Below are 25,920 nucleotides of genomic sequence, written 5' to 3'. Positions count from 1 at the left end.
TATGCAGATATATAACGAATTTGAGTTGATTGCGCGTTTGACCCATGGCCTGACGACACGCCCTGATGTGGCGCTTGGTGTGGGCGATGATTGCGCCTTGCTCGATATCGGCAGTGATTCCCAGCTGTTGGCAACCTGTGATAGCCAGGTGGAGGGCGTACATTTTACCTTACGCACCTCTACACCTGAACAGATCGGGCGCAAGGCGCTGGCGGTGAACCTGAGCGATATTGCCGCGATGGGAGGAGTGCCGCGTTTCGCCCTGATCTCGTTGGTGATCCCGCCGCGCTTCTCTCAGGAGGCGCTTGAAGGCATCTATCGTGGGCTGCGTCAAGAGGCAGAGCGCCATCAGGTGGCGATTGTTGGAGGAAACATTGCGGGGGCTGGACAGGGCAAGCAGTTGATGCTGGATATTACGCTTCTGGGGACGGTCAGGCGTGGACAGGCTATCACCCGGGGAGGCGCACAGATTGGAGACGTGCTCTGTGTGACTGGTTCGCTTGGTGACTCGGCTGCGGGCCTCTTCACCCTGTTACATCCCGACGGAACGGGCGCAGAGAATGCTCTGACCTTTGTGCAAGCACGGCATCGCACTCCTGTCCCACGTGTGGCGGAAGGGCGTGTTCTGAGCGCATTTGGCCCCGCTGTGGTGACTGCTATGCTGGACATCAGCGATGGGTTGAGTGGGGATCTTCAGCACCTCTGTGAGCGCAGTGGAGTCGGCGCGCGGGTTTTTGCGGAGCACCTGCCTTTGACGGAGGAAATGCAGGCGATCGCAGCTCGCGTTGGGAAAGATCCGCTTGATTGGGCGTTGCATGGAGGCGAGGACTATGAACTGCTCTTTACGCTCAGACCGGAAAAGGCCCGAGAGGTCATCGAGGCGGTGCAGGCACAAACGGGCACACGCATCACTCGCATCGGGGAGATTATCCCGTCCGGTATGTGCCTGATCGCCCCCTCTGGAACCGAGCAGCCGCTACAGGTGCGGAGCTGGGACCATCTCCACTGAGCTTTATTGTCTGGAGAAGGTGCGCAGGGCATAGGTGACCTGCTCTTCGAGCGTCATGGGCTGGTCCTGGGGAATGCGGGCAATGGCCGCCTGTGCCTCTGCATTGGAGAAGCCAAGCCCGATCAACGCTTCGAGCACTTCGGCTTGCACCCGGTTGGCTGTAGGTCCGGCGGCGGTGCCTTCGGCTGCCGGCAGCGTTGGAAGTTTGCCCTTTAAGGCCAGAATAAGCTGACTGGCAAGCCGTTTGCCCACGCCGCGAGCCAGCCCGAGGCGCTGTACATCTTCATCGGCAATGGCCTTGTACAGGGTCGCGGCGTCCATCACCGAGAGAATCGCCAGCGCGACGCGTGGCCCGACCCCATTCACGGTGATGAGCTGGGTGAAGGCGTCCCGATCGGCCTCGGTATCGAAGCCATAGAGCGTGATACCATCTTCGCGCATGTGAAAATGGGTATGGAGATGCACTTCTGTTCCCGGCTCGGTCAGGTGGCTCAGGGTTGTCGCCGGAGCAAACACCTGAATCCCAAAGCCGCCAACACGAATAATTGCACTATCGGCGCGACATGCTTCGAGTATGCCGTGAATACTGGTAATCATTGCCCCTGTTGTTCCTTCTCCTTGACTAGAAAATGCATGCCCGTTTTACCGGGTGTAGCCAGCGAGGCTGGAAGGAAAGGCGTTCAGGTGACAGATAGCGACTGCGGCAGCATCTGCGGCGTCATCAGGTTTTGGGATTGATGACAGCTTCAGCAAGATACGGACCATTTCCCCTACCTGTTCCTTTTTTGCCCCACCATAGCCGGTCACTGCCTGCTTTACTTGCTTGGGGGTGTACTCCGTGACCGAAAGGCCGCTATTGGCCAGGGCCAGCATGGCGACACCGCGTGCATGCCCGACTGACATGGCAGTACGAACGTTCTTGGAGAAGAACAGCTCTTCCATAGCGGCTTCATTCGGTTTATATGCCTCGATGACGTTGCTCAACCCTTCATAAATAATCTGAAGACGTTGCGCAAGGGGCATTTTGGCCGGGGTAGTGATGACATCGCATGCAAGCATACGTAATTCACTGCCTCTTGCCATCACTACCGCATAGCCAACAATCGCGGTCCCGGGGTCGATCCCCAGGGCGATGCGCGGGCGGAGAGATGGGTGAACTCTGGCTACACTGTCCATCTCAAACGCTTTCCTTACGTTGTGTTGTATTCAGGCGCTCAGGACTGGTACGAGCTCGCAAACTCCTCCGGGAAGTCTGCGTTCGTGTACACGTTCTGTACATCGTCCAGGTCTTCCAGCCGTTCGAGCAAGCGAAGCAACTGGTGAGCTGTCTTCTCATCGCTGACATCAACTCTGGTTTTGGGCACCAGGGTCGCTTCAGATTTCACGACTTTGAGCTGACGCTTCTCCATCTCCTTGCGCACCTCTTCCACATTGGAAGGGTCGGTATAGACGGTTAGCGTGCTATCGCCGTCGTTTGCTGTTTCAACGTCGTCTGCGCCCATGTCCAGAACCTCGACAGATAGTTCGTCGGGGTCACGTCCATCCAGCTCGACTTCAAGAACACCTTTATTCTCGAAGAGCCAGGAGACGCTTCCGTTCTCACCCATGTTCCCACCATTGCGGTTGAAGGCGTTTCGCACTTCGGCAACGGTGCGGTTCCGGTTCTCGGTCAGGGTTTGAACCAGCACGGCGGTGCCACCGGGCCCATAGCCCTCGTAAACGATCTCTTCGAGGTTCGCGCCCTCGTGACCGCCAAGCACGCGCTTGATTGTGCGCTCGATGTTTTCCATCGGCATGTTTGCATCGCGTGCACGCTGTATTGCCATACGCAGGCGGAAGTTCGCGGCCGGGTCGCCGCTTCCCCCCTCACGGACGGCAACCGCAATCTCGCGTCCCAGACGAGTGAAAAGCTGACCGCGGCGGGCATCATTAACACCTTTTGAGCGACGAATCTGCGCCCATTTTGAATGTCCTGCCATAATGTAGCTCCCCTCTCATTTCTTTTCGTATCAGCATCTAATGGAAATATGCCTCTAGCATATGTATACGCTGCTGCTAAAGTGTGCTGTTGGCATATTGTAACACGAACCTATGGAGAGCGTCGAGAGGGTGAAATCCCCGGTCGCTTGCTGCTCTTTGAGATGTGGGCCGACTCCACAGGCGTGCTGTCCGCCGATCCTCATAGCCATGCCTCAATAGCCTGCCGACAGGCGGCGGTCTGCTCTCGCATCAGGTAGTGTCCCGCCTCTGAAAGCAGGTGGAGAGACGAGTCCGGAATCTGTTGCTGCATGTATTGTGCGTATTTCGGGGGAGTCAGACGGTCTTCCTGCCCGGTGAGAATCAGCGTGGGCAGACGAATTTCGGCCAGGCGCGACATCACATCAAAGTGATCGCAGGCCAGCAGATCGCGGTAGAGCATACGCACGCTTCCAGGGTCGCTTTCTTGCAGCAGGCGCGGAACGAGCTGCTCCTCATGCTGTGGCGCAACCGCCAGCCGGGTAAGCTGAAGCTTGCATGCTTCGGGATTCTCGTGTGCGGCCTCAAGGAGCGAAGGATGCACGCGCAGGCGCCCCCCCGTGCCACAGAGGATCAGACCGCTGAGCGCTTCGCCATGCGTCAGGGCCAGCATCAAGGCGATCGCGCCACCCAGGGAGTGCCCTGCGATAATCGGACGCTCTGTCCCTATTTCCTCGGCAATGATTCTCGCAACCGCTTCTGCATACTCCTCAACGGTTGCAGTCGCGGGGAGCGTATCGGGACGTTTGCCATGCCCGGGCAGATCAATGGCGTAGGTCGGATAGGCTGCAAGCTGCTCAAGCAGCGGCTTCCAGATCGCGGCGGTATCTCCTGACCCGTGGAGAAAAATGATGGGTCGCGTCATTGCGTCCACTCCTTTCACGTCGGCGTTTTCTCTTATCATACCATGTGTTTTCTCCTGCATCGCCTGTTTTTTGTGATTCTGTGGTAGACTATGGGCAGCCAATCACAACATTCTGTGAAGTTGTGCGTAAGTATTGGAAGGAAGGTGTCTGGTGGCATGGAGCAAGGGCAATACTAAGCTTGGACGGCTTGGTGAGCGTCTGGCTGCTGAGCGGCTTACGCGTGACGGCTATCAGATTCTTGCACGAAATTTTCGTTGCGAGTACGGTGAGATGGATCTGATCGCCCGTGAGGGGTCGGAGCTGGTGTTTGTTGAGGTAAAGACCCGACGCAGTACGGCCTATGGACTCCCTGAAGAGGCGGTAGATGCGCGAAAACAGCAGCGACTCATTCGGATCGCGCTCTACTATCTTGGGACGCATGAACTGACGGAATGCTCGTGGCGGATTGATGTTGTTGCTGTTCAGCTCAGCCGCTCCGGTGTTCTTGAGGAAATTCGAGTGTATCGATACGCTGTCACGGAATAGACAGCCAGACGCCAGATACGATAGAATTGATGACGGGTGGGTGATCTCACCTGAGATATGACCTGGAGGCAGACAATGGGCGATTTTCTGGAATCTGCGAAAAGCTTTTTTAACTCGGCGGTCAGCCGTACGAGCTGGGAAGCACAGAAACAGCTACGCTTGCGAGGAAAACAGGGCGAACTCGATAAACTGCTTGAGCAGCGCATGCAACTTTTGAATGATCTTTCTCTGACCGCTATGAACCTGTATCAGCAGGGCAGCCTGACAGATGCGCAACTCTCACGTCTCTGCGCCAGCATTATTGAACTGGATAACGATATCCGTAAACGTGAAGAGCAGATTGAGGAGATCAAGAAGGAAGCGTATCCGGCGGAACAGTTTGCCCCCGGGCCAACGCCGAACTATACTGCGCCGGGCAGTTCATCGCAGCATACGCAGGATACACCAAATACCCCGCCTGCTGGCGCGTATTATTCGCCGACAGGTGATGCACAGCAGGGACAAACACTCTGTCCCCACTGTAACCAGCCTGTCCGTCCTGGCGCCCTCTATTGCCGGAACTGTGGTGGAAAACTGCGCTAGGTATCGGGAGATAGCATGCCCTCTCAACAAACAGAAGAGAGGGCACGTGCTGCTAGCCCCAGCGAATCAATCCCATTTCATACTTCTCGGTAAGCAGCGGGTGTGACGGGACAACACGTACGTTGTATGCGATACTGCCGCTGGCCTCTGGCTGAAGTACGGCATCAAAGCGGTAGGCGCCGTCCTGTTCGCGTTGTACATAGCGCATTGGAACCGCGTACTGTGGTCGGGCATGCTCTTCATAGAGGTCGCCGTAGACCAGCTCAACCAATAGTTCTTCGGGTGTCAGCTCATTCACGCGCACCCATGCATGGACCTCGATGCTTTCTCCCAGGCTTAATTGTCCCTCGCGTTGACCGTTCACATACAGTTGCAGGCTGGGCCAGTGTTGCTGTACGCGCTTTTTCCAGCGGGCCAGTGTGCGTACACGCTCATAGTTGTTCTGCTGAATCGCGGTTCCCTGCTCAATTTCAGGGACATAGTAGCGGGTGGTGTATTCCTTGACCATGCGCCGCATACTAAATTGCGGGGTACAGGTCCGAATCGCCTCTTTCATATATGCGATCCAGCGGGTAGGAATGCCGCGCTCGTCATAGTTGAAGAACGTCGGAATAATCTCGTTTTCCAGTGTGTCATAGAGCGAAGCGCTATCAGCATCCGCCTGTACTTCCTGATCGTGATATTCGCGTTCTTCGCCAATAGACCAGCCATTGGATCCGTTGTACCCCTCAGCCCACCACCCATCTAGAATACTGAAATTGGGCAGGCCGTTGAGGGCAGCTTTCTGTCCACTGGTGCCGCTGGCCTCATATGGGCGAATGGGATTATTGAGCCAGAGATCAGCGCCAGAGACCAGATAGCGGGCCATGTCAATATCATAATTTTCCAGTAAAATGATCTTTCCTTTAAACTCCGGGCTGCGTGAGTGGTGATAGATCTGCTCAATCAGAGCTTTCCCGGGCTCGTCGGCGGGGTGCGCTTTTCCGGCAAAGATGATCTGCACCGGGCGCTCGGGATCGTTGAGAATACGCTTGAGCCGTTCTATATCGCGGAAGAGCAGCGTTGCCCGTTTATAGGTCGCGAAGCGGCGGGCGAAACCGATAATTAGCGCCTCGGGTTTCAGCATCTGCTCAAACTCGGCGATCTGAAACGAGCCCTCACCAAGCCGAAGATGCTGTTCGCGCAGGCTTCTGCGGGCGTACTCGATCAGTTGTTTCTTGCGCTGAAGGTGCGTGTGCCAGAGGGCGTCATCTGGAATATTCTGGATCCTGTTATCCCAGAAGGCGGCATCGTCGATATGCTCCCCCCAATCGGGCGCAAGGTAGCGCTGAAACAGGGCGTTGATTTCCGGAGCGATCCAGGAAAAGGTATGGACGCCATTTGTAATGGAGCCAATCGGCACATCATCGACATCGAGCCCCGGCCAGAGGAACTGCCACATTTTCCGCGAGACCGCTCCATGCAGCGCACTGACGCCGTTATGCTGTCCGGTAAGTCGCAACGCGAGTACCGTCATTCCATAGGTTGCGCCCCAACCATGATCCTCGCGGGCCACTTCAAGGAACTGATCGCGGGTAAGCCCGAGCTGTCCCCAGTAAGCGCCGAAATACTTATCGATCAGGTCATAATTAAAGGTATCATTTCCGGCAGGGACAGGCGTATGTGTGGTGAAGAGCGAGTTCGCGGTAACAACTTCGCGGGCCTCATCAAAGGTCATCCCTTGAGCTACCAGCTCGCGGCAGCGTTCAAGGCTAAGAAACGCCGCATGTCCCTCGTTCAGGTGCCAGACAGCGGGCTCAATACCGAGCGCACGCAGGGCCCTGACGCCACCGATACCAAGCATAATCTCTTGAGAGATGCGCATTTCACGATCTCCGGCATACAGGCGGGCCGAGAGCTCGCGGTCTGCGGGTGCATTGGGCTCAACATCGGTATCCATCAGGTAGAGGGGAATGCGTCCCACCATCAGCCGCCAGACTTTCGCGTAGATGCGCCGTCCGGGCAGGTCTACGCTGATCATCACTTCGTGTCCATCGGGACCTACTGCCGGAACGACTGGAGCCTGTGAAAAGTGCAGCTTCTCATAAATCGCTTCCTGTCGGCCTTCCCGCGTGATCTGCTGCGAGAAATACCCCTGTGGATAGAGGAAGCCGACTCCGACGAACGGCAGGCCAAGATCACTGGCCTCTTTACAATGATCGCCCGAAAGAATACCCAGACCACCGGAGTAGATCGGAAGCGCTTCGTGCAGGCCAAACTCCGCCGAGAAGTAGGCAATGGTTTTATCGGTCAGCGAAGGATAGGTGCGCGAGAACCATGTTCCCTCTGGACCGGGATGCATATAGCGGTCGAAATCGTTGAGCACAGTATCAAATTGTCGAAGATATTCAGGGTTCGAGGCCGCTTTTTCCAGTATGACCGGGCTTACTTCGCTCAGAAAGCGTACCGGGTTATGTCCCACGGTCTCCCAGAGCTCCGGGTCAAGGGTACTGTAGAGAGCGCGGGCTTCGGGGTGCCAACTCCACCACAGATTGTATGCCAGTTCGTATAAGCGATTGATACGCGGTGGCATATCGGGAAAAACAGTAATACGTCCATAAACTTTCATGAAATTGGACTTCCTTTCTTCTCAGCCCTTCTTACTGCACAAACAGATCAGCTCCATTCTCAATACGAGATAGCGGGTGTGAAAGGAGACAGCCTGTTCCTTCCTTGCAGAACGCCTGTTGTCTGCCGGGTCCCTTGACAGCAGACAACATCCGGGGCAAGACTGGCCTAGACATTCACTTTCAGTATATCTTGCTGATGAAAATACGGTCAACGGCTCAAAAAGCGAACGAGCGCCCATCTTTACACCCTCCTATGCGATGTGGTATGGTGCGCCGGGAGGGTGGTATCTATGTGGCAAAGCAGACGAAACAGAGCCCTGTTGTCTGGCGGAATCGTATTGCTGCTGGTGCTGTTGGGCGCTGGTTTGTGGTGGTGGGATGAGACGCGGCGCGTGCCAGTGCTCTCCGTGATAGATCAGCAGGAAGTCTCTCAGACCGCGCTGCCAGTGCTCCCGATTCTGGCCGAAAAAGGGATCGCGCTGACGTATAACGGAGAGGAGCCCCCTATCATGCAAACGCAGGCGCTCTATCTGGCCGCCCAGTTTGCCCCTGAAGCCGCCTCGAAGGCAAAAAGAACAGGCGTTGTCTATGGGAGTTTGACCTATGCAAAGGGAAACATGGTTCCAGCCTGGATGGTCTGGTATCAACAGGTGCCGCTTCCGTCCCCTGACCCGGTAACAGACACGCCATCACTGCGGGTATATGACGTTTTCGTCTTTCTTGATGCACGATATGGCGTTCATCTCCTGAGCGTGTGGGACGGTAAAAAATAGAGCAGACAGGAGTGGGGGAATCCTGATTGCCCCGAGGCGCAATCGGGGGGGATACCTCCAGCATGAGTGCAATCCTGTGCTCTATTTTAGGGTCTGGAATTAGCTATCCGGCATCTTGATTTTAATCCAGCCGTGCTGCAACGCATGTACCACTGCCGCTGTACGATCGCTGACCGAGAGCTTTTTCAAGATAGAAGTAATATGATTCTTCACGGTCTGGTCGCTAATCTTGAGCGACTTGGCAATCTCTTTGTTGCTGTTCCCGCGAGCGATATAGTCGAGAATCTCCACTTCGCGGCTGGAGAGGGGTGAATAGGTTTCCTTTGGTTCCGGTTCTTCTTCCTCTACAGTCATTTCGCGGAATGACTTGAGAACTCGGCTGGCGACCTGTGGACGGGCCAGAACGTCATCTTTGATGAGGTACTCGCCCTGACTCACCTTTTGCACGGCTTCCATTAACTCGTCAGGAGAGATGTTGCGGGTATAGTAGGCAGCAGCCCCGACTTTGATAGACTGGAAGAGGCGCTCTTCATCCTCTGAGGGCGTCAGAATAATGATTGCCATCCGGGGGGCATGTTGCCGTGCAAGCCTGGCTATTTCAAGTGGATCGGTCGTTGTCAGACCGGCATCAATAAGTGCAACCTCGGCCTCACTGGTTTTAATCAGGTCGAGAATTTCCATAGGGTCGGTTGATTCGCCTACAATCTCGACGTTCCCCATGCGTTGCAGAGTTGCTCGAATACCCTCACGAAATAAGGGCTGTTCATCAATAATGATGACGCGTATCGTTTCCATGTAATCCCTTCGTAGAAGAGGAGACAGCGAGGAAGAGCCTCCGCTACACTGCCTGCCCTTTACTAGTTTGTGCAAACTCCAAAACGACTGTTCTAATCCTAACCCCCTAATCTTCTCAGGGGAAAAGTCCCACCAATGGTTGTGCATCATTATACACACAAAACGCGTTGTGAACAATTGGTAGAGTGAGGAAATTCTTATTTCTTTCTGTGAAGATTTTTGCGGAGAGAAGGGAACTGATGCGGTAAGAAACGTAAGGAGCTGCGCTTCCGACATTCTCAGAATCAGGCAGAACGCAACTCCTTCCTGTTTCGGGTAGTAGCAAAATGGTTTTAAAAATATTAAATACGGTCGAGGCGTTCGATAGTGGTGTTAATCCCTTTTTTCAGGCTTTCCAGCACGCCGGTCCCGGTGACGGCGACCGCTTCATAGGCCGGGAAACGATAGGGATTGAGATATTTTTCCAGCACTGACACAGGGAGAACGTCTTGCAGGTCCCGCTTGTTCCACTGCATCACCAGCGGAAATTCAGCGATGTTCTTTTTCATACGGCGCAATTGGTCTTGCAGCTCTTGCCAGCATTCAATGTTTTCCTGGAGCTTGCTTGCCTGGGAATCCGCCACAAAAATAACGCAATCGGCTCCTTTTAAAACGGAAATACGGGTTTGCTGATACAGCACCTGGCCGGGAACTGTGTATAACTGGAAACGAATGCGGAAGCCGCGCACCACGCCTAATTCAAGCGGGAGTAGGTCAAAATATAGCGTTCGCTCGGTCTCCGTATCGATCGAGACCATCTCTCCAACATCCTGGGGACGAACGACCTGGTGGATATAGTGAAGATTGGTTGTCTTGCCGCTTAGACCGATTCCATAGTAAACGATCTTACAGTTGATTTCTCGTTTTGCCATGTTAATCAGGGACATATTTGTTAGCTCTCCTGCCCGCTCTATTTGGCTCACTACCCGATGCACTACAGCCCAGGTAGCCAAACGTGCTACTACTTTGTCTGGGACAGTATACCGTATTTTGTGCCAAATGCCAACGACGTGAGACATTCAGGGAAGAGAGCGCCATTGACTTCCCTTCCTGTTTTGCGGTCTTATGCATGCAAGTAGCGGTCTTATAATCGACTATTTCTTGTTCTGCGTCCTCGGTGTGTGAAAACCACTCTATCTAATTGAACTGTGAGTCAGCAAGATTTTACGCTATTTTTTCTGAGTTTGCAACGTAGGCAGGCAAGGTGACGCCGCAGCCCGGCATTTCTGCCCGCTACACCTGCTTTTTCTGGCTGTTGACGAATGCGGGAGAAAGGTCTAGACTTACAACAAAACTGCGAGTAGCTTTTCCTTTTTCTGGTTGGGTCGTGATTTAAGAGAAGGTTAGGTTTTTCAAGCATGACAACAACTGCTACGACACATACACCGATTGATACCGATTTTGAAGTTGTGATTGGCCTGGAAGTGCACTCACAGCTCCTCACCAAAAGCAAAATGTTTTGTCCCTGCCCGACCGGCTATGCCAATGAAGCCCCAAATACCCATGTCTGCCCGATCTGTATGGGTATGCCGGGTGTCTTGCCGGTAATCAATGACGAGGCTGTCAAATATACTATCATGACAGCTCTTGCCCTGAATTGTTCCATCCCCGAGTATTCCAAGTTTGACCGTAAGAGCTATCCGTATCCCGATCTGATGAAGGGCTATCAGATCTCTCAGTATGATATGCCCTTGAGCCGCAATGGCTATCTCACCATTCAGGTGGATGGCCAGTCCAAGAATATCGGCGTTACCCGCGTTCATCTTGAAGAGGATACCGCCAAGTCGAGCCATCTGGGGGGCTATACCCTGATTGATGTGAACCGGGCAGGCACTCCGCTGATGGAGATTGTTAGCGAGCCCGATATGCGCAGCCCGCTCGAAGCGCGGCTCTATATGCAAAAATTACGTGAGATCCTCGTTTATTTAGGGGTGTCATCTGGACGTATGGAAGAGGGAAGCCTGCGCTGCGACGCCAATATTTCGGTGCGTCCTCGCGGCGAGCAGAAACTTGGCACCAAGACCGAGGTCAAAAATATGAACAGCTTCCGGGCTGTTGAGCGGGCGCTTGAGTATGAGGCGAGGCGCCAGATCGCCATTTTAAAAGAGGGGGGCATAATCGTTCAGGAGACGCGCGGTTGGGATGAGAGCCGCGGCGTGACGGTCGCTCAGCGCACGAAGGAGCAGGCCAATGACTACCGCTACTTCCCTGAGCCCGATTTGCCTCCTCTGGTCATCAGCCCGGCACGCGTGGAAGAGATTCGCTCTTCATTGCCTGAATTGCCTGACGCCCGTCGCGCTCGCTTTGCCGAACAGTACGGCTTGAGTGAGCAGGATATAAATGTTATGACGGAAGATAAGCCTCTAGGAGATTACTTTGAGAAAGTGGTTGCTGCCTCTCAGATCAAAGACTATAAGGCGCGGGCCAAGCTGGCCTGTAACTGGGTGCTGAGCGAGGTGGTCCGTCTGCTCAAAGCAAACGCTGTCTCTATAGAGGAAAACCCGCTCGCTCCTGCGGCAGTCGCCAACCTGATTGATCTCCTTGACAAGCAGCGGATCACCGGAAAGCAGGCGAAGGAGATTATTGACGAGGCCTTTGCTTCAGGCGAGATGCCGGAGAAGATCGTTGAGAAGAAGGGCATCAAGCCTCCTATTACCGATATGGCCGCCCTTGAGCCGTATGTGCAGGAGGTCATTGCCAAAAATCAGAAGATTGTTGGAGATTACCTGAAAGGAAAAACCAACGCTATTCAGGCTCTGATGGGACAGGTGATGAAGCTGACGCGTGGGCAGGCTCGCGCCGATATGGTCCTGTCATTGCTGAAGCAGAAGCTTGGCGAGCCTCAGAATCCCCAATAAAAAAAGGAGACGCGGACAATGCACGATGATGTGAGGAAGTCTGGCGCTTTTAATCCTTATGAGATGGCGGTCCAACAGTTTGAGTTGGCCGCCGATAAACTCTCTCTTTCGGAAGATATGCGGGAGATTTTACGCAAGCCCAAACGTGAGCTCTGTGTGAACTTTCCCGTTCGTCTGGATAACGGGCGAATCAAAACATTTACGGGCTATCGGGTACAGCATAATGTGAACCGGGGGCCGGCGAAGGGCGGTATTCGCTATAGTCCAGAAGTGACACTGGATGAGGTGAAGGCTCTCGCGATGTGGATGACCTGGAAATGCGCGGTTGTCGGTATTCCCTATGGTGGTGCCAAAGGTGGCGTTATCTGCAATCCGAAGGAGATGACGCCTGCGGAGCTGGAACGCTTGACGCGCCGCTATGCAACGGAAATATCGATTATTATTGGCCCTCATAGCGATATTCCTGCTCCTGATGTGAACACCAATCCCCAGGTGATGGCCTGGATTATGGATACCTATTCGATGCATGAGGGCTTCTCAATCCCGGCTGTGGTGACAGGAAAGCCGCTTTCCATCGGCGGGAGTGAGGGGCGGAATGAGGCAACAGCGACCGGCGTTCTCTTTGTGACCCGCCGCGCTGCCAGATATATTGGTATGCCGTTGCAGGGTGCGCGTGTGTGTATTCAGGGTTTTGGTAATGCTGGTAGTATTGCTGCTCGACTCTTCCATCATGAGGGCTGTAAAGTTGTGGCGGTATGCGACAGTCAGGGCGGCATCTATAACGAGAGCGGCCTTGATCCCGCGGCAGTCGTTCGCTACAAACAGGAACATAGCACCGTTGTTGGTTTTCCGCAGGCGCAGCCAATCAGTGAGCAGGAATTGCTGGAGGTTCCCTGTGATGTCCTGATTCCGGCTGCAACCGAGGGAAGCATCACGGCTCACAATGCTGATCGTGTGCAGGCGCGGCTTATTGTTGAAGCTGCCAATGGTCCTACGACGCCCGAAGCCGATGCGATTCTGTACCAGAAGGGGACCACGGTTATTCCCGATATTCTGGCAAATGCTGGCGGGGTAACGGTCAGCTACTTTGAATGGGTTCAGGATATTCAAAGCTTCTTCTGGGGGGTTGAGGAAATCACGCACAAGCTTGAAATGATTATGAACCGGGCGTTTGATGCGGTTGCCCTACAGGCAGAGCGCTACCATTGTGATTTCAGGCTCGCTGCCAGTATGCTTGCCATTTCGCGTGTCGCCGAGGCCACAAAGATTCGCGGCATTTATCCATAAGTTGCACCAGAGCAGAAAAAAGAGGGCAACCCTTGCACCGGGTTGCCCGTTTTTTGTGTATCTGTCCCTTTGCTATGTATTTTTTCATCCGCGGTCGGCTCTGAGTTAGCGCCATTGCTCGTGAGTTGTCAGAGCCGAAAGGCTGAGCGTTCTATAGGTGCGACGAGCTAGACGCAACAGGGTGAAGCTGCGACGCTAGAACGTTTTGCGCTCGCGGCGAGGTTTTTTGACTGGCTTGGCGGCGCGGGTGCTTTTCTTCTTGCGCTCGCGTTCGCTCCATTCCAGATCATCCTCGTCGTAGAAGTCCTCACCCTCTTCAAGCTCGGTCCCCTCGCCTTCGTCCTCGCCTGCGCCAAAATCGACGTCAGGGATATCGCTATCGGAGACTGCTTCGTTCTCGGGAGGCGCTTCCTCTTGCTCATCCTCAACAACGGGGTGAACAATATCCTCGCTCTCGGTGCTCTGTTCGCGTGCGCCCTTGCGTCTGGACGGCGTTTCGGCCTCCTCAGCCTCCTCGCCCTCTGTTTCTTCCTGGTCCTTCTGCCCAATTTCTCTGCGACCGGCTGCAACATCGAGCCAGAACTGAGAGTAGTAATGTGGTCTCTCTGAATCTTTCTCAGTGTCTTTTTTGTTCATGAGCTATGCGGTTCCCCGATAAATGATGTATGCATGGATACGGGAAAGAACCGCGCCTCCTTTCATTATATGAGCTGCATGGAGACCCGCCCTCCTTGCATGATGCGGGAAGAAGATCTTCCGCGCCATGAAGGAACTCTGCCCCTACGAAAGAGGGGCAGGAAAGTGGTTCTCAGGTTAAGCCCTCTTTTTTCAACGGCTTTGCATTATTATCAATTTCATCGCTTGTAGAGACCCACGGCCTGACGCCGGGGAGAGGGAAGAGACAATACCGCCCTTCTCCTCACAACTCCGCTTGCGCGAGTAATGGCAGCCTCGTCAAGGTCAGGAGACGGTTTTCCCTGTACACTGCGCACCCATCGCCCGCTTTCAACATGAACCGGAGCAGACGGGACCTTGGTGTACCCGGATATTCGTCCCTGACGGAGCCCGATCACCTTTTCAGGTGCTGGCTGAGACCGGTCAGGTGTGCGCTTGCTCTTTACAAGCTGCTGCCCAAAGGCGTCAGGAACTCCATGCCTTTGGTTTTGTGCGCTGATCGTTGACAATCGCAATCCGTCGCCTGAAACGTTCTGGGATGCCTCGTGATAAGCTATTATGAAATATCTATTGTGCGTTTCAATAGATATCCCGTGCCATAATAAAAAGAAACCTACCGCCTGTCAAGGTCTACAGTCGGTTCTTTCCCCGAGCCTCTCAGGCTTTTTCGACGCTTGTCAAGACCCTAAGTGTATCAATTTTTTGGGCCGGGGTGTTTGCTTGTTGGATCGATCACTTTTATAATACGAGAAAGTTGTAATAGAAATAACATCTTTTTCCCGTGAAAGTGTCCTTATTTGTACGAATGAAAGAACCATGAGGAAGACAACCCCTGGTGATGCCCGTCCCTTTGTCTCCCTCGTGCTGCGACACGAAAGATACTATCTGGAGGCAATCTTTTGAGAATACTTGATAGGATTGATAGTCCCGCACAATTACGTGAACTCAGTGTTCCACAGATGGAGCAATTGGCGAAAGAGATTCGTCAGGAAATTATTGAAAAGGTTTCTGTGAGGGGTGGACATCTGGCTCCGAATCTGGGCGTCGTTGAACTCACTATGGCTCTGCACTATGTGTTCAATACACCTGAGGACCAGCTTGTCTGGGATATCGGGCATCAGGCGTATGTGCATAAGTTGCTGACCGGGCGGCGTGATCGTTTCCACACTATTCGGCAGTTTGGCGGGCTTTCCGGCTATCTGCGCCGCGATGAGAGCCCCTACGATGTATTTGGCGCCAGCCATGCGAGTACCTCCATTTCCGCGGCGCTCGGGATTGCTGCCGCTCGTGACTTGCAGGGCAAAGATTTCAAGGTTGTGGCGATTATCGGCGATGGAGCACTGACCGGCGGCATGGCCCTGGAAGCACTGAATAATGCTGGTAGCTTGAAAAAGAATCTCCTGATTGTCCTCAACGATAACGACAAATCTATTTCCGACAATGTTGGCGCACTTCATCACTACCTCGGGCAGTTGCGCCGCCTGCGCACTTCTCCAAGCTATCAACGCTTGCGCAATGTCGCGAAAGAGTCTATTGAGCTGCTGCCGGTTATCGGTGATAAGGCGCGTGAGGCCGCTGGCAGGGCTGAGAACAGCCTGAAACAAATTGTGTTGCCAAGTAAGAGTGGCGCGGTTTTTGAAGAGCTCGGGATCAAGTTCTTTGGCCCATTCGATGGGCATGATATTCCTTTAATGATCGATGTATTTGAGAACGTGAAACATATTGAGGGGCCGGTTATGGTTCAGGTGGTGACGCGTAAGGGAAAGGGCTGGCACATCGCCGAGAACGATTCGACGAAATGGCATGGTCCCGGCGCCTACGATTACAAGACTGGCGAGATTAAAAAGAATCCGAACGATCCGCCCACCTATACTGAGGTCTTTGCCAATACTCTGGTCGCGATTGCAGGTCAACAGCAGAATGTTGTGGGGATTACGGCCGCAATGGCAGAGGGAACCGGCTTGAAGAAGATGCGCGAATACTATCCGCAGCGCTACTTTGACGTTGGTATTGCCGAGCAACACGCTGTGACCTTTGCCGGTGGTATGGCCTGTGAGGGGCTCACACCGGTGGTAGCCATTTACTCGACCTTTATGCAGCGTGCCTTCGATCAGGTCATGCATGATATCTGTGTCCAGAACCTGCATGTTGTTTTCGCGATGGACCGTGCGGGCATTGTCGGTGAGGATGGACAGACACAGCATGGCGTCTTCGATATCGGCTTTATGCGCATGCTGCCGAATATGAAGGTCATGGCTCCAAAGGATGAAGAGGAGCTGCGCCATATGCTCTATACAGCGATCCAGATGGATGGGCCGGTCTGTTTGCGTTATCCCCGCGGGAAGGCGCTTGGTGTGCCCCTGACCGACGATCTCAAGATGCTGGAAGTGGGCAAAGCTGAGCTGTTGAGCCCGGCCACGCTGGATGAGGCAGAACAGCGCTCCTGTGCGATCCTTGCCTATGGCTCAATGGTGCAACAGGCCGAGATTGCCGCCCGGGAGCTGGCTGAAGAGGGCATACAGGTCGCGGTTGTTAATGCGCGCTGGGCGAAACCGCTGGATCAGGATATGATTCTCCGCCTTGCGCGTGGCACGCGGCATCTGGTCACGATCGAAGATCACGTGCTGGCGGGTGGCTTTGGCAGCGCCGTCCTTGAATTGTTGGAGCAGCAGGGCATGCTGCACGAAGTAGAGACGCGCTGTATTGCGCTGCCCGATACCTATGTTGAGCACGGTGCACCAACAATCCTGAAAGAACTGTATGGCCTCTCTTCTGCCCACCTGAAAGAAGTCATCCGCGAGCTGCTAAAAGTGCAGCCTTGTGATCCGGTCTCCACCGACTGAAGATGTCAGGAGATCACAGGGAAGCCATAGCCCGACTCAGGTTCGGCATGGCTTCCTGTGTGCCCGGAGAGGCGTTACAGTTGAAGACCCTGACTGGTAAAGTAGATGGCTTCGGTTCGGTTGCGAGCATGCAACTTCTCGAAAATATTTTGCACGTGTTTATGTACCGTTGATTCTGCGATGCAGAGTTCTCCGGCAATCTCACGGTTTTTCCGTCCTTTACGCATCAGGTCAAGAATCTCCTGTTCTCTGCCGGTCAATGGGCGTGCAGATGGTGTTGGCGCGCTTGTCAGCGAGGTGGCATCATTCTCGTTATCCACGCTGGTACGTGCGGAGCGGCGAGTGCGATAGGCGGTTGCACTGGCAGCGAGGCGCGAGGGATAAAAGGGCTCATGCATGCGGCGTAGCTGTGCCAGTACCTGTGAAGCCAGAGGACCGGGAATACAGAGCTCATTGCGGGCCGCGCACTGAATGGCGTGAAGCAGTCCCTCGGAGTCGATATCTTTGGTAATGTAGCCCATTGCGCCTTTCTGCAAGGCGCGGAAAACGTATTGATCCTCATGGACGGCGGTAAAGATCACCACACGCGAATGTGGCGATTTATCCAGAACCAGGCTGGTCGCCTCAAAGCCGTCACAATCGGGCATATCCATATCCATCAGGACAACATCGGGCTTGAGTTCCTCTGCCTTTTCTGCTGCTTCCTGGCCGGTAGAAGCCTCCGCGACGACGCTAAAACCTCCTTCTTTCTCAAGAACTTCGCGCACGGCGCGACGCATTAACGAGTGGTCATCTGCAATGATAATGTTTACCATAGTGAGTTCAAACCCTTTCTACTTCGACTACCCCTGAATTTGTGGATGTGAGAAATGCGTAATACACAGTACACTATACGCACCTCTTCAAGAAACAAACGGTGTTTTAGAAAAGTACGATTGTGACGCCTGTACCGGGATCAGGTGAAGCTTTTGCAACGAAAGCCTCCGCCTGAACGGTATCAGAAAAGGAGCAGGAGTCGGGATCGGACTTGGAGCTCGCCGGATACAATGCCATGAAGTATTGACGGTAAACTCATAAGCTACCAAGCGTATCCGGGAAATACGTGTCCTCCCCCGCACGATCTTCCTCCACCCACTACACCTTTTTCCGTTCAACTTTCAGTATACCTTACTTTGTCCTTTTTGGGGAGTACATAGAACCAATGAGGCTAGTCCCCTTTTCTACTGTCTTCTTTGACGTCTGGTAGTAGTTTTTTTCTTGCGTATGCAAACCCTCTGTGCTATACTTCACAATCGGCGGGAAAACTTTTTTTCCGCTTCAGTTTATCAGTACAAAAACATAATCAAGTACACACGCTCTCCAAGCCGTCACCCCCTGGGGTCCGTTTATACCGCGCTATGTGGAAGCAGGCATACCTGGGGCCTTGATATTTGACATCTGGAGAGCGGAGGAACAAGGGAGGTCCGTTTTTGGCTAACATCATTTCGATGAAACAGCTCCTTGAGGCCGGTGTCCATTTTGGTCACCAGACCCGCCGTTGGAACCCGAAGATGCAGCAGTTCATTTTCATGGACCGCAACGGGATCCATATCATTGACTTGCAGCAGACCGTCGGCCGCCTGAACGAGGCGTACAAGTTCGTTGAGCAGCTTGTTGCTGATGGTGGCACTATCCTGTTCGTCGGCACCAAGAAGCAGGCACAGGAAGCTGTTGCGGAAGAGGCCAAGCGCTGTGGCATGTACTACGTTAATCATCGCTGGCTCGGCGGTATGCTGACCAACTTCCAGACCATTCAGGCTCGTATCCGCTATCTGCGCGACCTTGAGCGCCGCCGCGATAACGGCGAGTTTGAGCGCCTGCCCAAGAAGGAAGCCCTGAAGTTGCAGGAAGATATCGAGCGCCTTGAGCGTGTGCTTGGCGGCATTAAAGATATGAAGTCGCTCCCCAGCGCCCTCTTTATTATTGATACGCGTAAAGAGCGCACCGCTGTGCTGGAAGCACGCCGCCTTGAGATCCCCATCATTGCGCTTGCTGACACCAACTGTGATCCCGACGAGATGGATTATCCAATCCCGGCAAACGATGACGCGATTCGCGCCGTGCGCCTGCTCTGCTCGAAGATTGCGGATGCCGCCGTTGAGGGCCGTCGCCAGCGTGAAGCGATGATGAAGGACGAGACCGAGGGCGCGGAGATCGCTGAGGCACCAGCCGCCAGCGAGGAGAAGCCCGAGGTGAAGGCTGAAGAAGCGCCTGCCGCCACGGCTGAAGCCAGCGAAGAGAAGAAGAGCGATTCCACACAGCCTGAGTTGGTGACGAAGGAATAGCATTTTTTCACAGAAACCGTCAAGCGGGGGGTCAGGGGCTGATGCCTCCTGCCGCCCGTTTTTTCCTGTATAAAAAGATTTCTTTCTGCTTGCAGATCGGCTCCATGCGGCCTGGAAAAGACTAGCCATTTCAGGTGAGACGGATGCCTGTCTACCCCACAAAAAAGGGTCGCTTTGGGCGTCAAAAGCCGAATCCGATTTTGTCAAGCACTCAGAGCCCAAAAACAATGAACAGCAGGCATTGCGACTGAAGCGCAGCCTGAGTATGATACATCAAGATTTCGAGGAGTGAAAACAATGAACTACACGGTAGCGGATGTGAAGAAGTTGCGTGAAGAGACCGGTGCAACCTTTGCCGATTGTAAGACCGCTTTGACCGAGTCGAAGAGCTGGGAAGAGGCTGTCAAGTATCTTGAGGCCCGCAGCAGCCGCAAGGCAGAGAAAGTGACCGGAGCTGGCCGCGAGACCAGCGAGGGTGGCGTTTTCGCATATGTCCATCACAACAATAGCGTCGGCGTTCTGCTGGAACTCAATTGTAGCACCGACTTCGTTGCACGCAGCGAGACCTTCCGCAATCTGGCAAATGAGCTGACTCTGCAAATCGCAGGTGTAGCGCCCAAATATATCACAGTGGATGATGTCCCCGCGGAGGTGATCGAGGCGAAGAAGCAGGAGATCCTGCAAGATCCCTCGATGGAGCGCGTCCCCGAGGCAAAGCGCGAGACTGTTGTCACCGGTAAGCTGAATAAGGCGCTCGCGACCGAGGTACTGATGCTTCAGCCCTGGGTCAAGGATGAGGCCGTGACCATTGGCGATCTGGTGCGCAAGGCTATCGCTGACACTGGCGAAAATATCGTGGTGCGCCGCTTCAGCCGCTTCAAACTGGGCGAGTAAGGCGAGGACTCTTTATGGCATCCGATCTCAAGTATCAGCGTATACTCCTGAAGTTGAGCGGTGAGGCGCTTGGCCCGAAGGGTTTCGGTATTGATGCCGAAACCGTTCGCCGCATCGCGAGTGAAGTCAAGCGCATTCACAGCCTGGGAGTAGAAATAGCGATAGTTGTCGGTGGCGGTAACATGTGGCGTGGCGCTGACGCTGCTGCTACCGGAATTGATCGAGCCACCGCCGACTATGTCGGGATGCTGGCGACGGTGATGAACTCGCTGGTGATGCAGGACGCGATGGAGAAGCTTGACATGGTCACCAGAGTTCAGACCGCTATCGAAATGCCTCCCGTTGCTGAGCCGTTTATTCGCCGTCGGGCGGTGCGGCATCTCGAACGGGGCCGAGTGGTGATCCTGGCGGCAGGAAGTGGAAATCCTTTCTTTACGACGGATACTGCCGCTGCCCTGCGAGCTGTGGAACTCAATGCGCAGGTATTGCTGAAAGCTACCAAAGTAGATGGCGTCTATGATGATGATCCCATGCGCAATAGGAGCGCTCGTAAGTTCGATGAGCTTTCCTATATGCAGGCGCTCACTATGGGGTTGAAGGTCATGGATAGTACCGCGCTTTCTCTCTGTAAAGATAATCGTCTTCCGATTATTGTCTTCAATTTGCACCAGCCCGGTGCGCTTGAAGCCATTATTCGTGGCGAAAAGTGTGGTACACTCGTCACTAGTGATGTAGAGGAACCCGTGTAGACGGGTCATGCTCCTGTGGCGCTTGTCTACTCCGGGGTGAAAAACAGCATCCATTGAAAAAGGGGTAATACTTTATGACTGCTGACTTATTTGAGGATGCGGAAAGACGCATGAAGAAAGCCATTGAGGCTCTCAAGCATGATCTTGGTTCAATCCGCACTGGCCGTGCAAGTTCAGCCCTCGTTGAACGCATTACCGTTGATTACTATGGCACCCCGACGCCTGTCAATCAGGTCGCAACTATCACTGTCCCTGAGGCGCGCCTGCTGGTGATTCAGCCCTGGGATAAGAAGATGATCCCTGATATTGAAAAGGCTATTCAGAAGTCGGACCTGGGGATTAACCCGACGAATGATGGTCAGGTGATTCGCCTGAACATTCCTCCTATGAGTGAGGAACGCCGCAAAGAGATGGTCAAGACGCTGCATAAGAAGCTCGATGAGCATAAAGTGGCGATTCGCAATGTTCGGCGGGATGTCCAGGAAAAGCTTCGTGATCGAGAGAAGAAAAAGGAAGTTTCCGAGGACGAGCTGAAACGTAGCACGGACAAGCTACAGAAGCTCACCGACCGCTACATCGCTGAGATGGATAAGGTCGGGAAGACGAAGGAACAGGAGATATTGGAGGTCTAACTTTGACCAGGATGTACAATCTCTTGTCCTCAAATAAGAGGAAAGAGAAGGTTTCGACGCAGCCACAGTCTGTCGCCCCTGAGCACGCTCATCCTTGCCGCCATATCGCGATTATTATGGATGGTAATGGTCGGTGGGCAACTCAGCGGCATCTACCACGTCTGGCCGGACATAAGGCGGGCGTGAGTGCTCTACGCCGTGTGCTCGCATGCGCGGCTGATCTGAATGTTGAGATGCTCAGTGTCTATGCCTTCTCAACGGAGAACTGGGAGCGTCCCCGCGCTGAGGTGGATGGTTTGATGCGCCTCCTCTGGGAGACGATTCGCTCTGATGTTGAGAAGTTGCATCGCGAAGGTGTGCGCTTGCGCCATCTTGGTCGTCTGTATGATCTTTCTCCTGAGTTACAAAAAGCGGTACGCGATTCTGAGGAACTTACCAAAGACAATACGCGTATCTGCCTGAATGTGTGCTTTAACTATGGAGGTCGGGCTGAACTGGTCGATGCTGTGCGCCAGATTATCGCCAAAGGCTATCAGCCCGATGCCATCACTGAAGAGCTGATTGCTTCTCATCTCTATACAAGCAATCTGCCAGACCCTGATCTATTAATCCGTACTGCCGGAGAGATGCGGGTCAGTAACTTCTTGCTCTGGCAATGCGCCTATAGCGAGTATTATTCAACACCCACCCTCTGGCCGGATTTTAGCGAAGAGGATCTGCGGAAAGCGATCGAGAGCTACTATCAGCGTAAGCGCAAGTTCGGGCGTGTTCCTTCTGCCTCTCAGTAGATAGAGAACAGAGAGTACAATTGTTGTAGGGCGGTGCCATGTGCCGTCCTACTTCCGTATGTGCGTTCTCTTTTTGGATCTGTCTTTGTCAGTTTAAGGGAAAGGGCCTTTGTTTGCGCAGGGCTAGTAGAAATAAGGATTCGGGTAGCGCTGAGATGCCTACTTCCCCGGAGAACAACAAAAAAAAGGCAGCTCTTGGTCAGCGGTTGCTGACCGCATTTGTTCTTATGCCTGTTGTGTTGCTCTGCGGCTGGTTTGGAGGGTGGGCTGTCTTTGCTGCGTCCGCTCTCGTGGTTCTGGTTGGCTCTTTTGAGCTCTACAATATGCTTCATCATGCTGGCTATCGCCCCTTGATCTGGGTGAGTCTGGCCCTGGGCCTCCTCTTCCTTCTTGCGGCTATGTTTCCCTCGCACCGTTTATTTCTTCTCGAACTCGGTCTGGGTGGGGTGCTGGTGCTCTCTTTTCTCTGGCTCTTCTTCCGTGAACGGTTAGAAGGGGCTATGGTTGATTGGGCGCTGACACTGGCTATCGCTCTCTATCTTGGTTGGCCTTCGAGCTATTTTATTTTGCTGCGAGGAAATGAGATCCCTCAGGTGCATCTGGGGAATGGCCTTCAGCTCTCACTTCCCTCTGGCATCTGGTGGACGCTGGCGCTGTTACTTGGCGTCTGGGGTTTTGATTCTGCTGCTTTCTTTGCGGGTCGCCTCTTTGGAAGACATAAGATGGCTCCCCGGATCAGTCCGGCAAAGACCTGGGAAGGGGTTGCCGGTGGCCTGATCTTCTCAGTGCTGGCCGCGCTCCTGTGTACCGTTGGCCCCCTTGGGCTTCCCTGGTATCTGGCGGTCCTGCTCGGGCTGCTGATCGGCGTGGCGGCAACAGTGGGTGATCTGGCCGAATCTTTGATCAAGCGTCAAACGCATGTCAAAGATAGTGGGCAGATTATGCCCGGTCATGGGGGGCTCCTGGATCGGACGGACAGCTTGCTGTTTGCGGTGATCGTGGTATACCTGTTTGCTTCGGTTGTCAGACTCTAGCGCTGTACCTGTGACAGGATGCCGGAAAGAGAGCGCTCGTGAAGAGCAGCCGTCCTTTGTGGCTGCTGAGGGTTCAATTTATACACTATAATCTGAGTGAGAGAGTCTCGTCAGTTGCTGCGCTTTTGAGGGCAAGCCGGAAGAAAATTTGTGTGTAAAGATCGCAGGTTGATTTTATGGTTCAATTTCCAAAACGTATTGCTTTACTGGGTAGTACAGGTTCGATTGGTCGGCAGACGCTTGATATTGTGCGCAGTTTCCCTGATCTCTTTGAGGTCGTCGCTCTGGCAGCCCGCAGTAATGTGCAGTTGCTTGCCGAGCAGGTACAGGAGTTTCGCCCTTCGCTGGTTGCTTGCCTGGCCGATACGCCCGAGGTAGAACGGCAGGCATGTGAACTCTTGCCAGGCGTCGTTCTGGGTGAGCAGGGGTTGCTGGCGGTAGCAACGCTGGCAGAGGCCGATGTGCTGGTCACGGCAACCTCTGGCCTGATGGGGCTGCGCCCGACGCTGGCGGCTATTAATGCTGGCAAGTCGATCGCGCTGGCGAATAAAGAAACGCTGGTGATGGCCGGTCATATTGTGATGGAGGCCGCGCGGCAGAACAATGTCTCCATTGTCCCTGTTGATAGTGAGCATAGCGCGCTCTGGCAGTGTCTGCATGGTGAACGGACCGAGGACATTCGGAAATTGATTCTGACTGCCTCTGGCGGTCCATTCCGCACGGCCTCACTTGAGGAGATTCAGGCGGTGACGGTCGAGCAGGCGCTTGCACACCCGACCTGGCGGATGGGACAGAAGATCACCATTGATAGCGCAACGCTGATGAATAAAGCTCTGGAAGTAATTGAAGCTCACTGGCTCTTTGATATACCATATGAACAGATCGAGGTGGTGATTCAGCCCGAAAGCATTGTTCATTCGATGGTCGAGTTTCAGGATGGCTCGATCAAGATGCAGGCCAGTTTACCTACGATGCATCTCCCCATTCTCCATGCGCTCTCGTATCCGCTGCGACCGAATACCGCCGACAAAGGCTTGATCCGCGAGCTGAGTTGGCCGCAGGTGGCCCAACTTCATTTTGAGGAACTGGCACTTGAACGTTTCCCGTGCTTCTGCCTCGCTGTCGAGGCCGGGCGCCGTGGTGGTTCCTATCCCGCAGCCCTGGTCGGCGCGGATGAAGAGGCTGTCGCGCTCTTTCTGGAGGGCCGGATAGATTTTCCGGGGATCGCACGTGTAATTGAGCAGGTGTTGGAGCGGCATGATCCTATCGCACAGCCCGATGTGGCAACTACCCTTGAGGTCTGTGATTGGGCTCGAAAGATGGCACTCGATCTCTGCACTCAAAAGCTTGTGTAAGCAAGCAGGCGGCGGTGAACAGGAGCTCTTTGAGGGAGCATTGCAAGACACGATTGAAGAAGGATTTGTGAATGAATTGGTACTTGCTAGCTGCGATTCCGGTTTTATGCGTTCTGGTGCTGGTTCATGAACTGGGGCATTTTCTCGCTGCCAGGTGGGCGGGCATCCGCGTCGAAGAATTTGGACTGGGCTTTCCTCCCCGGTTGATCGGGTTCCGCCGCAATGCCCGGGGACGCTGGAAAATCGTCTGGTTCGGAGCTTTGCGCTATGCAGAATCGGAGGAAACTTCTCCTCTTGCATCGGGGGAGCAATCGGCGGCTGCTCACCATCATACGCTCTACTCTTTAAATTTGCTGCCTATCGGTGGATTTGTACGTATGCTCGGTGAAGATGGCTCGATGTACGATGAGCAGGGAAATTACGATGCCAATAGTTTTGCGGCAAAACCGGCTTTTAAGCGTATTGTGGTGCTTGTGGCGGGCGTGTTGATGAATGTCCTGCTCGCGCTGGTACTCTTTACCATTGCCTATGGACAGGGTGAGCCTCTACCCACGACGCAATCTCCCGCAGTGATCGGCCAGGTGGCGGCGGGTTCTCCTGCGGAGGTAGCGGGAGTGCATCCTGAAGATAAGGTGTTGAGCGTCAATGGGCGGAAGATCACGACCTATGCAGAGCTGAAGGATATCGTGGATAAAGCCGCCGCGGCAGCAAAGGGGAAAGAGACGCTTCCTGTTCAACTTCAGATTGAACGTCCGGGCTCACCTCAGCCGATATCTATCACGATTCAGGCGCGGGTGAATCCACCAGAGAACCAGGGGCGGCTTGGTGTTGTGGCGAAAACAGCTTATGCAACGGTGCCCCTCTGGGAAGCGCCGATAAAAGGATTTGTGGCGACATTCAATACGACCGGCCTCTTTATCTCCACGCTTGGCAAGATGGTGATTGGCGCGATTAAGCCCGATCTGATGGGCCCTGTCGGGATCGTACATTTTACCGGACAGGTGGCCGAAACGGTGCCCGTGGTCGGCTGGTGGTATATCCTGAATCTTACTGCTATGTTAAGCTTGAATCTGGCTATCGTGAACATTCTGCCTTTCCCGGCTCTGGATGGCGGTCGTGTGCTGCTGGTCCTGATCGAGATTGTGCGAGGTGGTAAACGTCTGAAGCCAGAACGCGAAATGTTGATTAATCTTATTGGAATGGCAATTTTACTGGCTCTTATGGCTGTGGTTACCGTCAGTGATATCCTCCGCTTGAGCCATTAAAT

The 25,920-nt window shown here is 54.0% G+C and carries 25 protein-coding genes; 15 read left to right on the top strand and 10 right to left on the bottom strand.

Going from position 1 to position 25,920, the window contains the following annotated elements; all coding sequences use genetic code 11:
- Nucleotide 1 precedes the first annotated feature (1 nt).
- Nucleotides 2–1,009, top strand: a complete 1,008-nt coding sequence (gene thiL / locus EI42_RS01845) for a thiamine-phosphate kinase (protein ID WP_111318245.1) — start codon at nucleotides 2–4, stop codon at nucleotides 1,007–1,009.
- A 3-nt stretch (nucleotides 1,010–1,012) separates the two neighbouring features.
- Here the strand turns inward: thiL and ruvA are convergent, their stop codons facing one another.
- The 4 genes from ruvA to EI42_RS01825 form a co-directional block, all read right to left on the bottom strand.
- A complete protein-coding gene (ruvA, locus tag EI42_RS01840; protein WP_111318243.1) occupies nucleotides 1,013–1,606 on the bottom strand; it encodes a Holliday junction branch migration protein RuvA in 594 nt (197 codons plus the stop codon).
- 45 nt (nucleotides 1,607–1,651) lie between these two features.
- Complete coding sequence (gene ruvC, locus EI42_RS01835; RefSeq protein WP_111318241.1) at nucleotides 1,652–2,185, bottom strand: crossover junction endodeoxyribonuclease RuvC; 534 nt, start codon at nucleotides 2,183–2,185, stop codon at nucleotides 1,652–1,654.
- A 38-nt stretch (nucleotides 2,186–2,223) separates the two neighbouring features.
- Complete coding sequence (locus EI42_RS01830) at nucleotides 2,224–2,988, bottom strand: YebC/PmpR family DNA-binding transcriptional regulator (protein ID WP_111318239.1); 765 nt, start codon at nucleotides 2,986–2,988, stop codon at nucleotides 2,224–2,226.
- 200 nt (nucleotides 2,989–3,188) lie between these two features.
- Nucleotides 3,189–3,890: an alpha/beta fold hydrolase gene (locus EI42_RS01825; RefSeq protein ID WP_170142283.1), complete on the bottom strand. Its 702-nt coding sequence runs from the start codon at nucleotides 3,888–3,890 to the stop codon at nucleotides 3,189–3,191.
- A gap of 151 nt (nucleotides 3,891–4,041) precedes the next feature.
- Here EI42_RS01825 and EI42_RS01820 point away from each other — a divergent pair, with 151 nt between their 5' ends.
- Both EI42_RS01820 and EI42_RS01815 read left to right on the top strand, forming a co-directional pair.
- The gene (locus tag EI42_RS01820) at nucleotides 4,042–4,416 is read left to right on the top strand and encodes a YraN family protein (protein WP_111318235.1); all 375 of its coding nucleotides are present in this window, start codon (nucleotides 4,042–4,044) and stop codon (nucleotides 4,414–4,416) included.
- Nucleotides 4,417–4,473: 57 nt separating this feature from the next.
- On the top strand, nucleotides 4,474–4,998 hold the full coding sequence (locus EI42_RS01815; protein ID WP_211325990.1) for a zinc ribbon domain-containing protein: 525 nt from the start codon (nucleotides 4,474–4,476) through the stop codon (nucleotides 4,996–4,998).
- Nucleotides 4,999–5,050: 52 nt separating this feature from the next.
- Here EI42_RS01815 and glgP read toward each other — a convergent pair whose 3' ends face one another.
- Entirely contained in the window at nucleotides 5,051–7,606 is a 2,556-nt protein-coding gene (gene glgP, locus EI42_RS01810) for an alpha-glucan family phosphorylase (RefSeq protein WP_111318231.1), read from the bottom strand.
- Nucleotides 7,607–7,927: 321 nt separating this feature from the next.
- Between glgP and EI42_RS01800 the strand changes: the two genes are divergently transcribed.
- Nucleotides 7,928–8,380, top strand: a complete 453-nt coding sequence (locus EI42_RS01800) for a hypothetical protein (RefSeq protein WP_211325989.1) — start codon at nucleotides 7,928–7,930, stop codon at nucleotides 8,378–8,380.
- Nucleotides 8,381–8,479: 99 nt separating this feature from the next.
- On the opposite strand, the gene EI42_RS01795 is transcribed toward EI42_RS01800, so the two are convergent.
- Nucleotides 8,480–9,175 (bottom strand): LuxR C-terminal-related transcriptional regulator, encoded by a 696-nt coding sequence (locus EI42_RS01795; RefSeq protein WP_111318225.1) that lies wholly within the window; start codon nucleotides 9,173–9,175, stop codon nucleotides 8,480–8,482.
- 341 nt (nucleotides 9,176–9,516) lie between these two features.
- Complete coding sequence (locus tag EI42_RS01790) at nucleotides 9,517–10,101, bottom strand: GTP-binding protein (RefSeq protein ID WP_111318223.1); 585 nt, start codon at nucleotides 10,099–10,101, stop codon at nucleotides 9,517–9,519.
- A gap of 471 nt (nucleotides 10,102–10,572) precedes the next feature.
- Here EI42_RS01790 and gatB point away from each other — a divergent pair, with 471 nt between their 5' ends.
- Both gatB and EI42_RS01780 read left to right on the top strand, forming a co-directional pair.
- Nucleotides 10,573–12,072 (top strand): Asp-tRNA(Asn)/Glu-tRNA(Gln) amidotransferase subunit GatB, encoded by a 1,500-nt coding sequence (gene gatB, locus EI42_RS01785; protein ID WP_111318221.1) that lies wholly within the window; start codon nucleotides 10,573–10,575, stop codon nucleotides 12,070–12,072.
- 18 nt (nucleotides 12,073–12,090) lie between these two features.
- Nucleotides 12,091–13,359 carry a Glu/Leu/Phe/Val family dehydrogenase gene (locus tag EI42_RS01780; RefSeq protein ID WP_111318219.1) on the top strand — a complete coding sequence of 423 codons (1,269 nt, stop codon included), beginning with the start codon at nucleotides 12,091–12,093 and terminating at the stop codon, nucleotides 13,357–13,359.
- 195 nt (nucleotides 13,360–13,554) lie between these two features.
- Here EI42_RS01780 and EI42_RS01775 read toward each other — a convergent pair whose 3' ends face one another.
- Together EI42_RS01775 and EI42_RS31825 are read right to left on the bottom strand one after the other, a co-directional pair.
- Nucleotides 13,555–13,995, bottom strand: a complete 441-nt coding sequence (locus EI42_RS01775; protein ID WP_111318217.1) for a hypothetical protein — start codon at nucleotides 13,993–13,995, stop codon at nucleotides 13,555–13,557.
- Nucleotides 13,996–14,213: 218 nt separating this feature from the next.
- Nucleotides 14,214–14,543: a hypothetical protein gene (locus EI42_RS31825; RefSeq protein WP_146505330.1), complete on the bottom strand. Its 330-nt coding sequence runs from the start codon at nucleotides 14,541–14,543 to the stop codon at nucleotides 14,214–14,216.
- Nucleotides 14,544–14,933: 390 nt separating this feature from the next.
- On the opposite strand from EI42_RS31825, the gene dxs reads away from it, so the two are divergent.
- The gene (gene dxs / locus EI42_RS01770; protein WP_246046303.1) at nucleotides 14,934–16,877 is read left to right on the top strand and encodes a 1-deoxy-D-xylulose-5-phosphate synthase; all 1,944 of its coding nucleotides are present in this window, start codon (nucleotides 14,934–14,936) and stop codon (nucleotides 16,875–16,877) included.
- 74 nt (nucleotides 16,878–16,951) lie between these two features.
- Here dxs and EI42_RS01765 read toward each other — a convergent pair whose 3' ends face one another.
- Entirely contained in the window at nucleotides 16,952–17,692 is a 741-nt protein-coding gene (locus EI42_RS01765) for a response regulator (RefSeq protein WP_111318215.1), read from the bottom strand.
- Between the two features lie 672 nt (nucleotides 17,693–18,364).
- Between EI42_RS01765 and rpsB the strand changes: the two genes are divergently transcribed.
- The 8 genes from rpsB to EI42_RS01725 all read left to right on the top strand — a co-directional run bounded on the left by rpsB (nucleotide 18,365) and on the right by EI42_RS01725 (nucleotide 25,918).
- On the top strand, nucleotides 18,365–19,201 hold the full coding sequence (gene rpsB, locus EI42_RS01760; RefSeq protein ID WP_111318213.1) for a 30S ribosomal protein S2: 837 nt from the start codon (nucleotides 18,365–18,367) through the stop codon (nucleotides 19,199–19,201).
- A gap of 297 nt (nucleotides 19,202–19,498) precedes the next feature.
- Complete coding sequence (gene tsf / locus EI42_RS01755) at nucleotides 19,499–20,095, top strand: elongation factor Ts (RefSeq protein WP_111318211.1); 597 nt, start codon at nucleotides 19,499–19,501, stop codon at nucleotides 20,093–20,095.
- A gap of 14 nt (nucleotides 20,096–20,109) precedes the next feature.
- Nucleotides 20,110–20,844 (top strand): UMP kinase, encoded by a 735-nt coding sequence (pyrH, locus tag EI42_RS01750; protein WP_111318209.1) that lies wholly within the window; start codon nucleotides 20,110–20,112, stop codon nucleotides 20,842–20,844.
- A 74-nt stretch (nucleotides 20,845–20,918) separates the two neighbouring features.
- Nucleotides 20,919–21,476 carry a ribosome recycling factor gene (frr, locus tag EI42_RS01745; protein ID WP_111318207.1) on the top strand — a complete coding sequence of 186 codons (558 nt, stop codon included), beginning with the start codon at nucleotides 20,919–20,921 and terminating at the stop codon, nucleotides 21,474–21,476.
- Nucleotides 21,477–21,487: 11 nt separating this feature from the next.
- Nucleotides 21,488–22,264: a polyprenyl diphosphate synthase gene (gene uppS, locus EI42_RS01740; RefSeq protein WP_170142364.1), complete on the top strand. Its 777-nt coding sequence runs from the start codon at nucleotides 21,488–21,490 to the stop codon at nucleotides 22,262–22,264.
- 155 nt (nucleotides 22,265–22,419) lie between these two features.
- Nucleotides 22,420–23,298, top strand: coding sequence for a phosphatidate cytidylyltransferase (locus EI42_RS01735; RefSeq protein ID WP_170142282.1), 879 nt, complete (start codon nucleotides 22,420–22,422; stop codon nucleotides 23,296–23,298).
- Between the two features lie 176 nt (nucleotides 23,299–23,474).
- Nucleotides 23,475–24,653: a 1-deoxy-D-xylulose-5-phosphate reductoisomerase gene (locus EI42_RS01730; protein WP_111318201.1), complete on the top strand. Its 1,179-nt coding sequence runs from the start codon at nucleotides 23,475–23,477 to the stop codon at nucleotides 24,651–24,653.
- Nucleotides 24,654–24,724: 71 nt separating this feature from the next.
- Nucleotides 24,725–25,918, top strand: coding sequence for a M50 family metallopeptidase (locus tag EI42_RS01725; RefSeq protein ID WP_111318199.1), 1,194 nt, complete (start codon nucleotides 24,725–24,727; stop codon nucleotides 25,916–25,918).
- Nucleotides 25,919–25,920 lie beyond the last annotated feature (2 nt).

Source organism: Thermosporothrix hazakensis, assembly GCF_003253565.1.
Lineage (GTDB): Bacteria > Chloroflexota > Ktedonobacteria > Ktedonobacterales > Ktedonobacteraceae > Thermosporothrix > Thermosporothrix hazakensis.
Note: the sequence above shows the minus strand (reverse complement) of the source record. Positions and strands in the feature narration are given on the sequence as shown.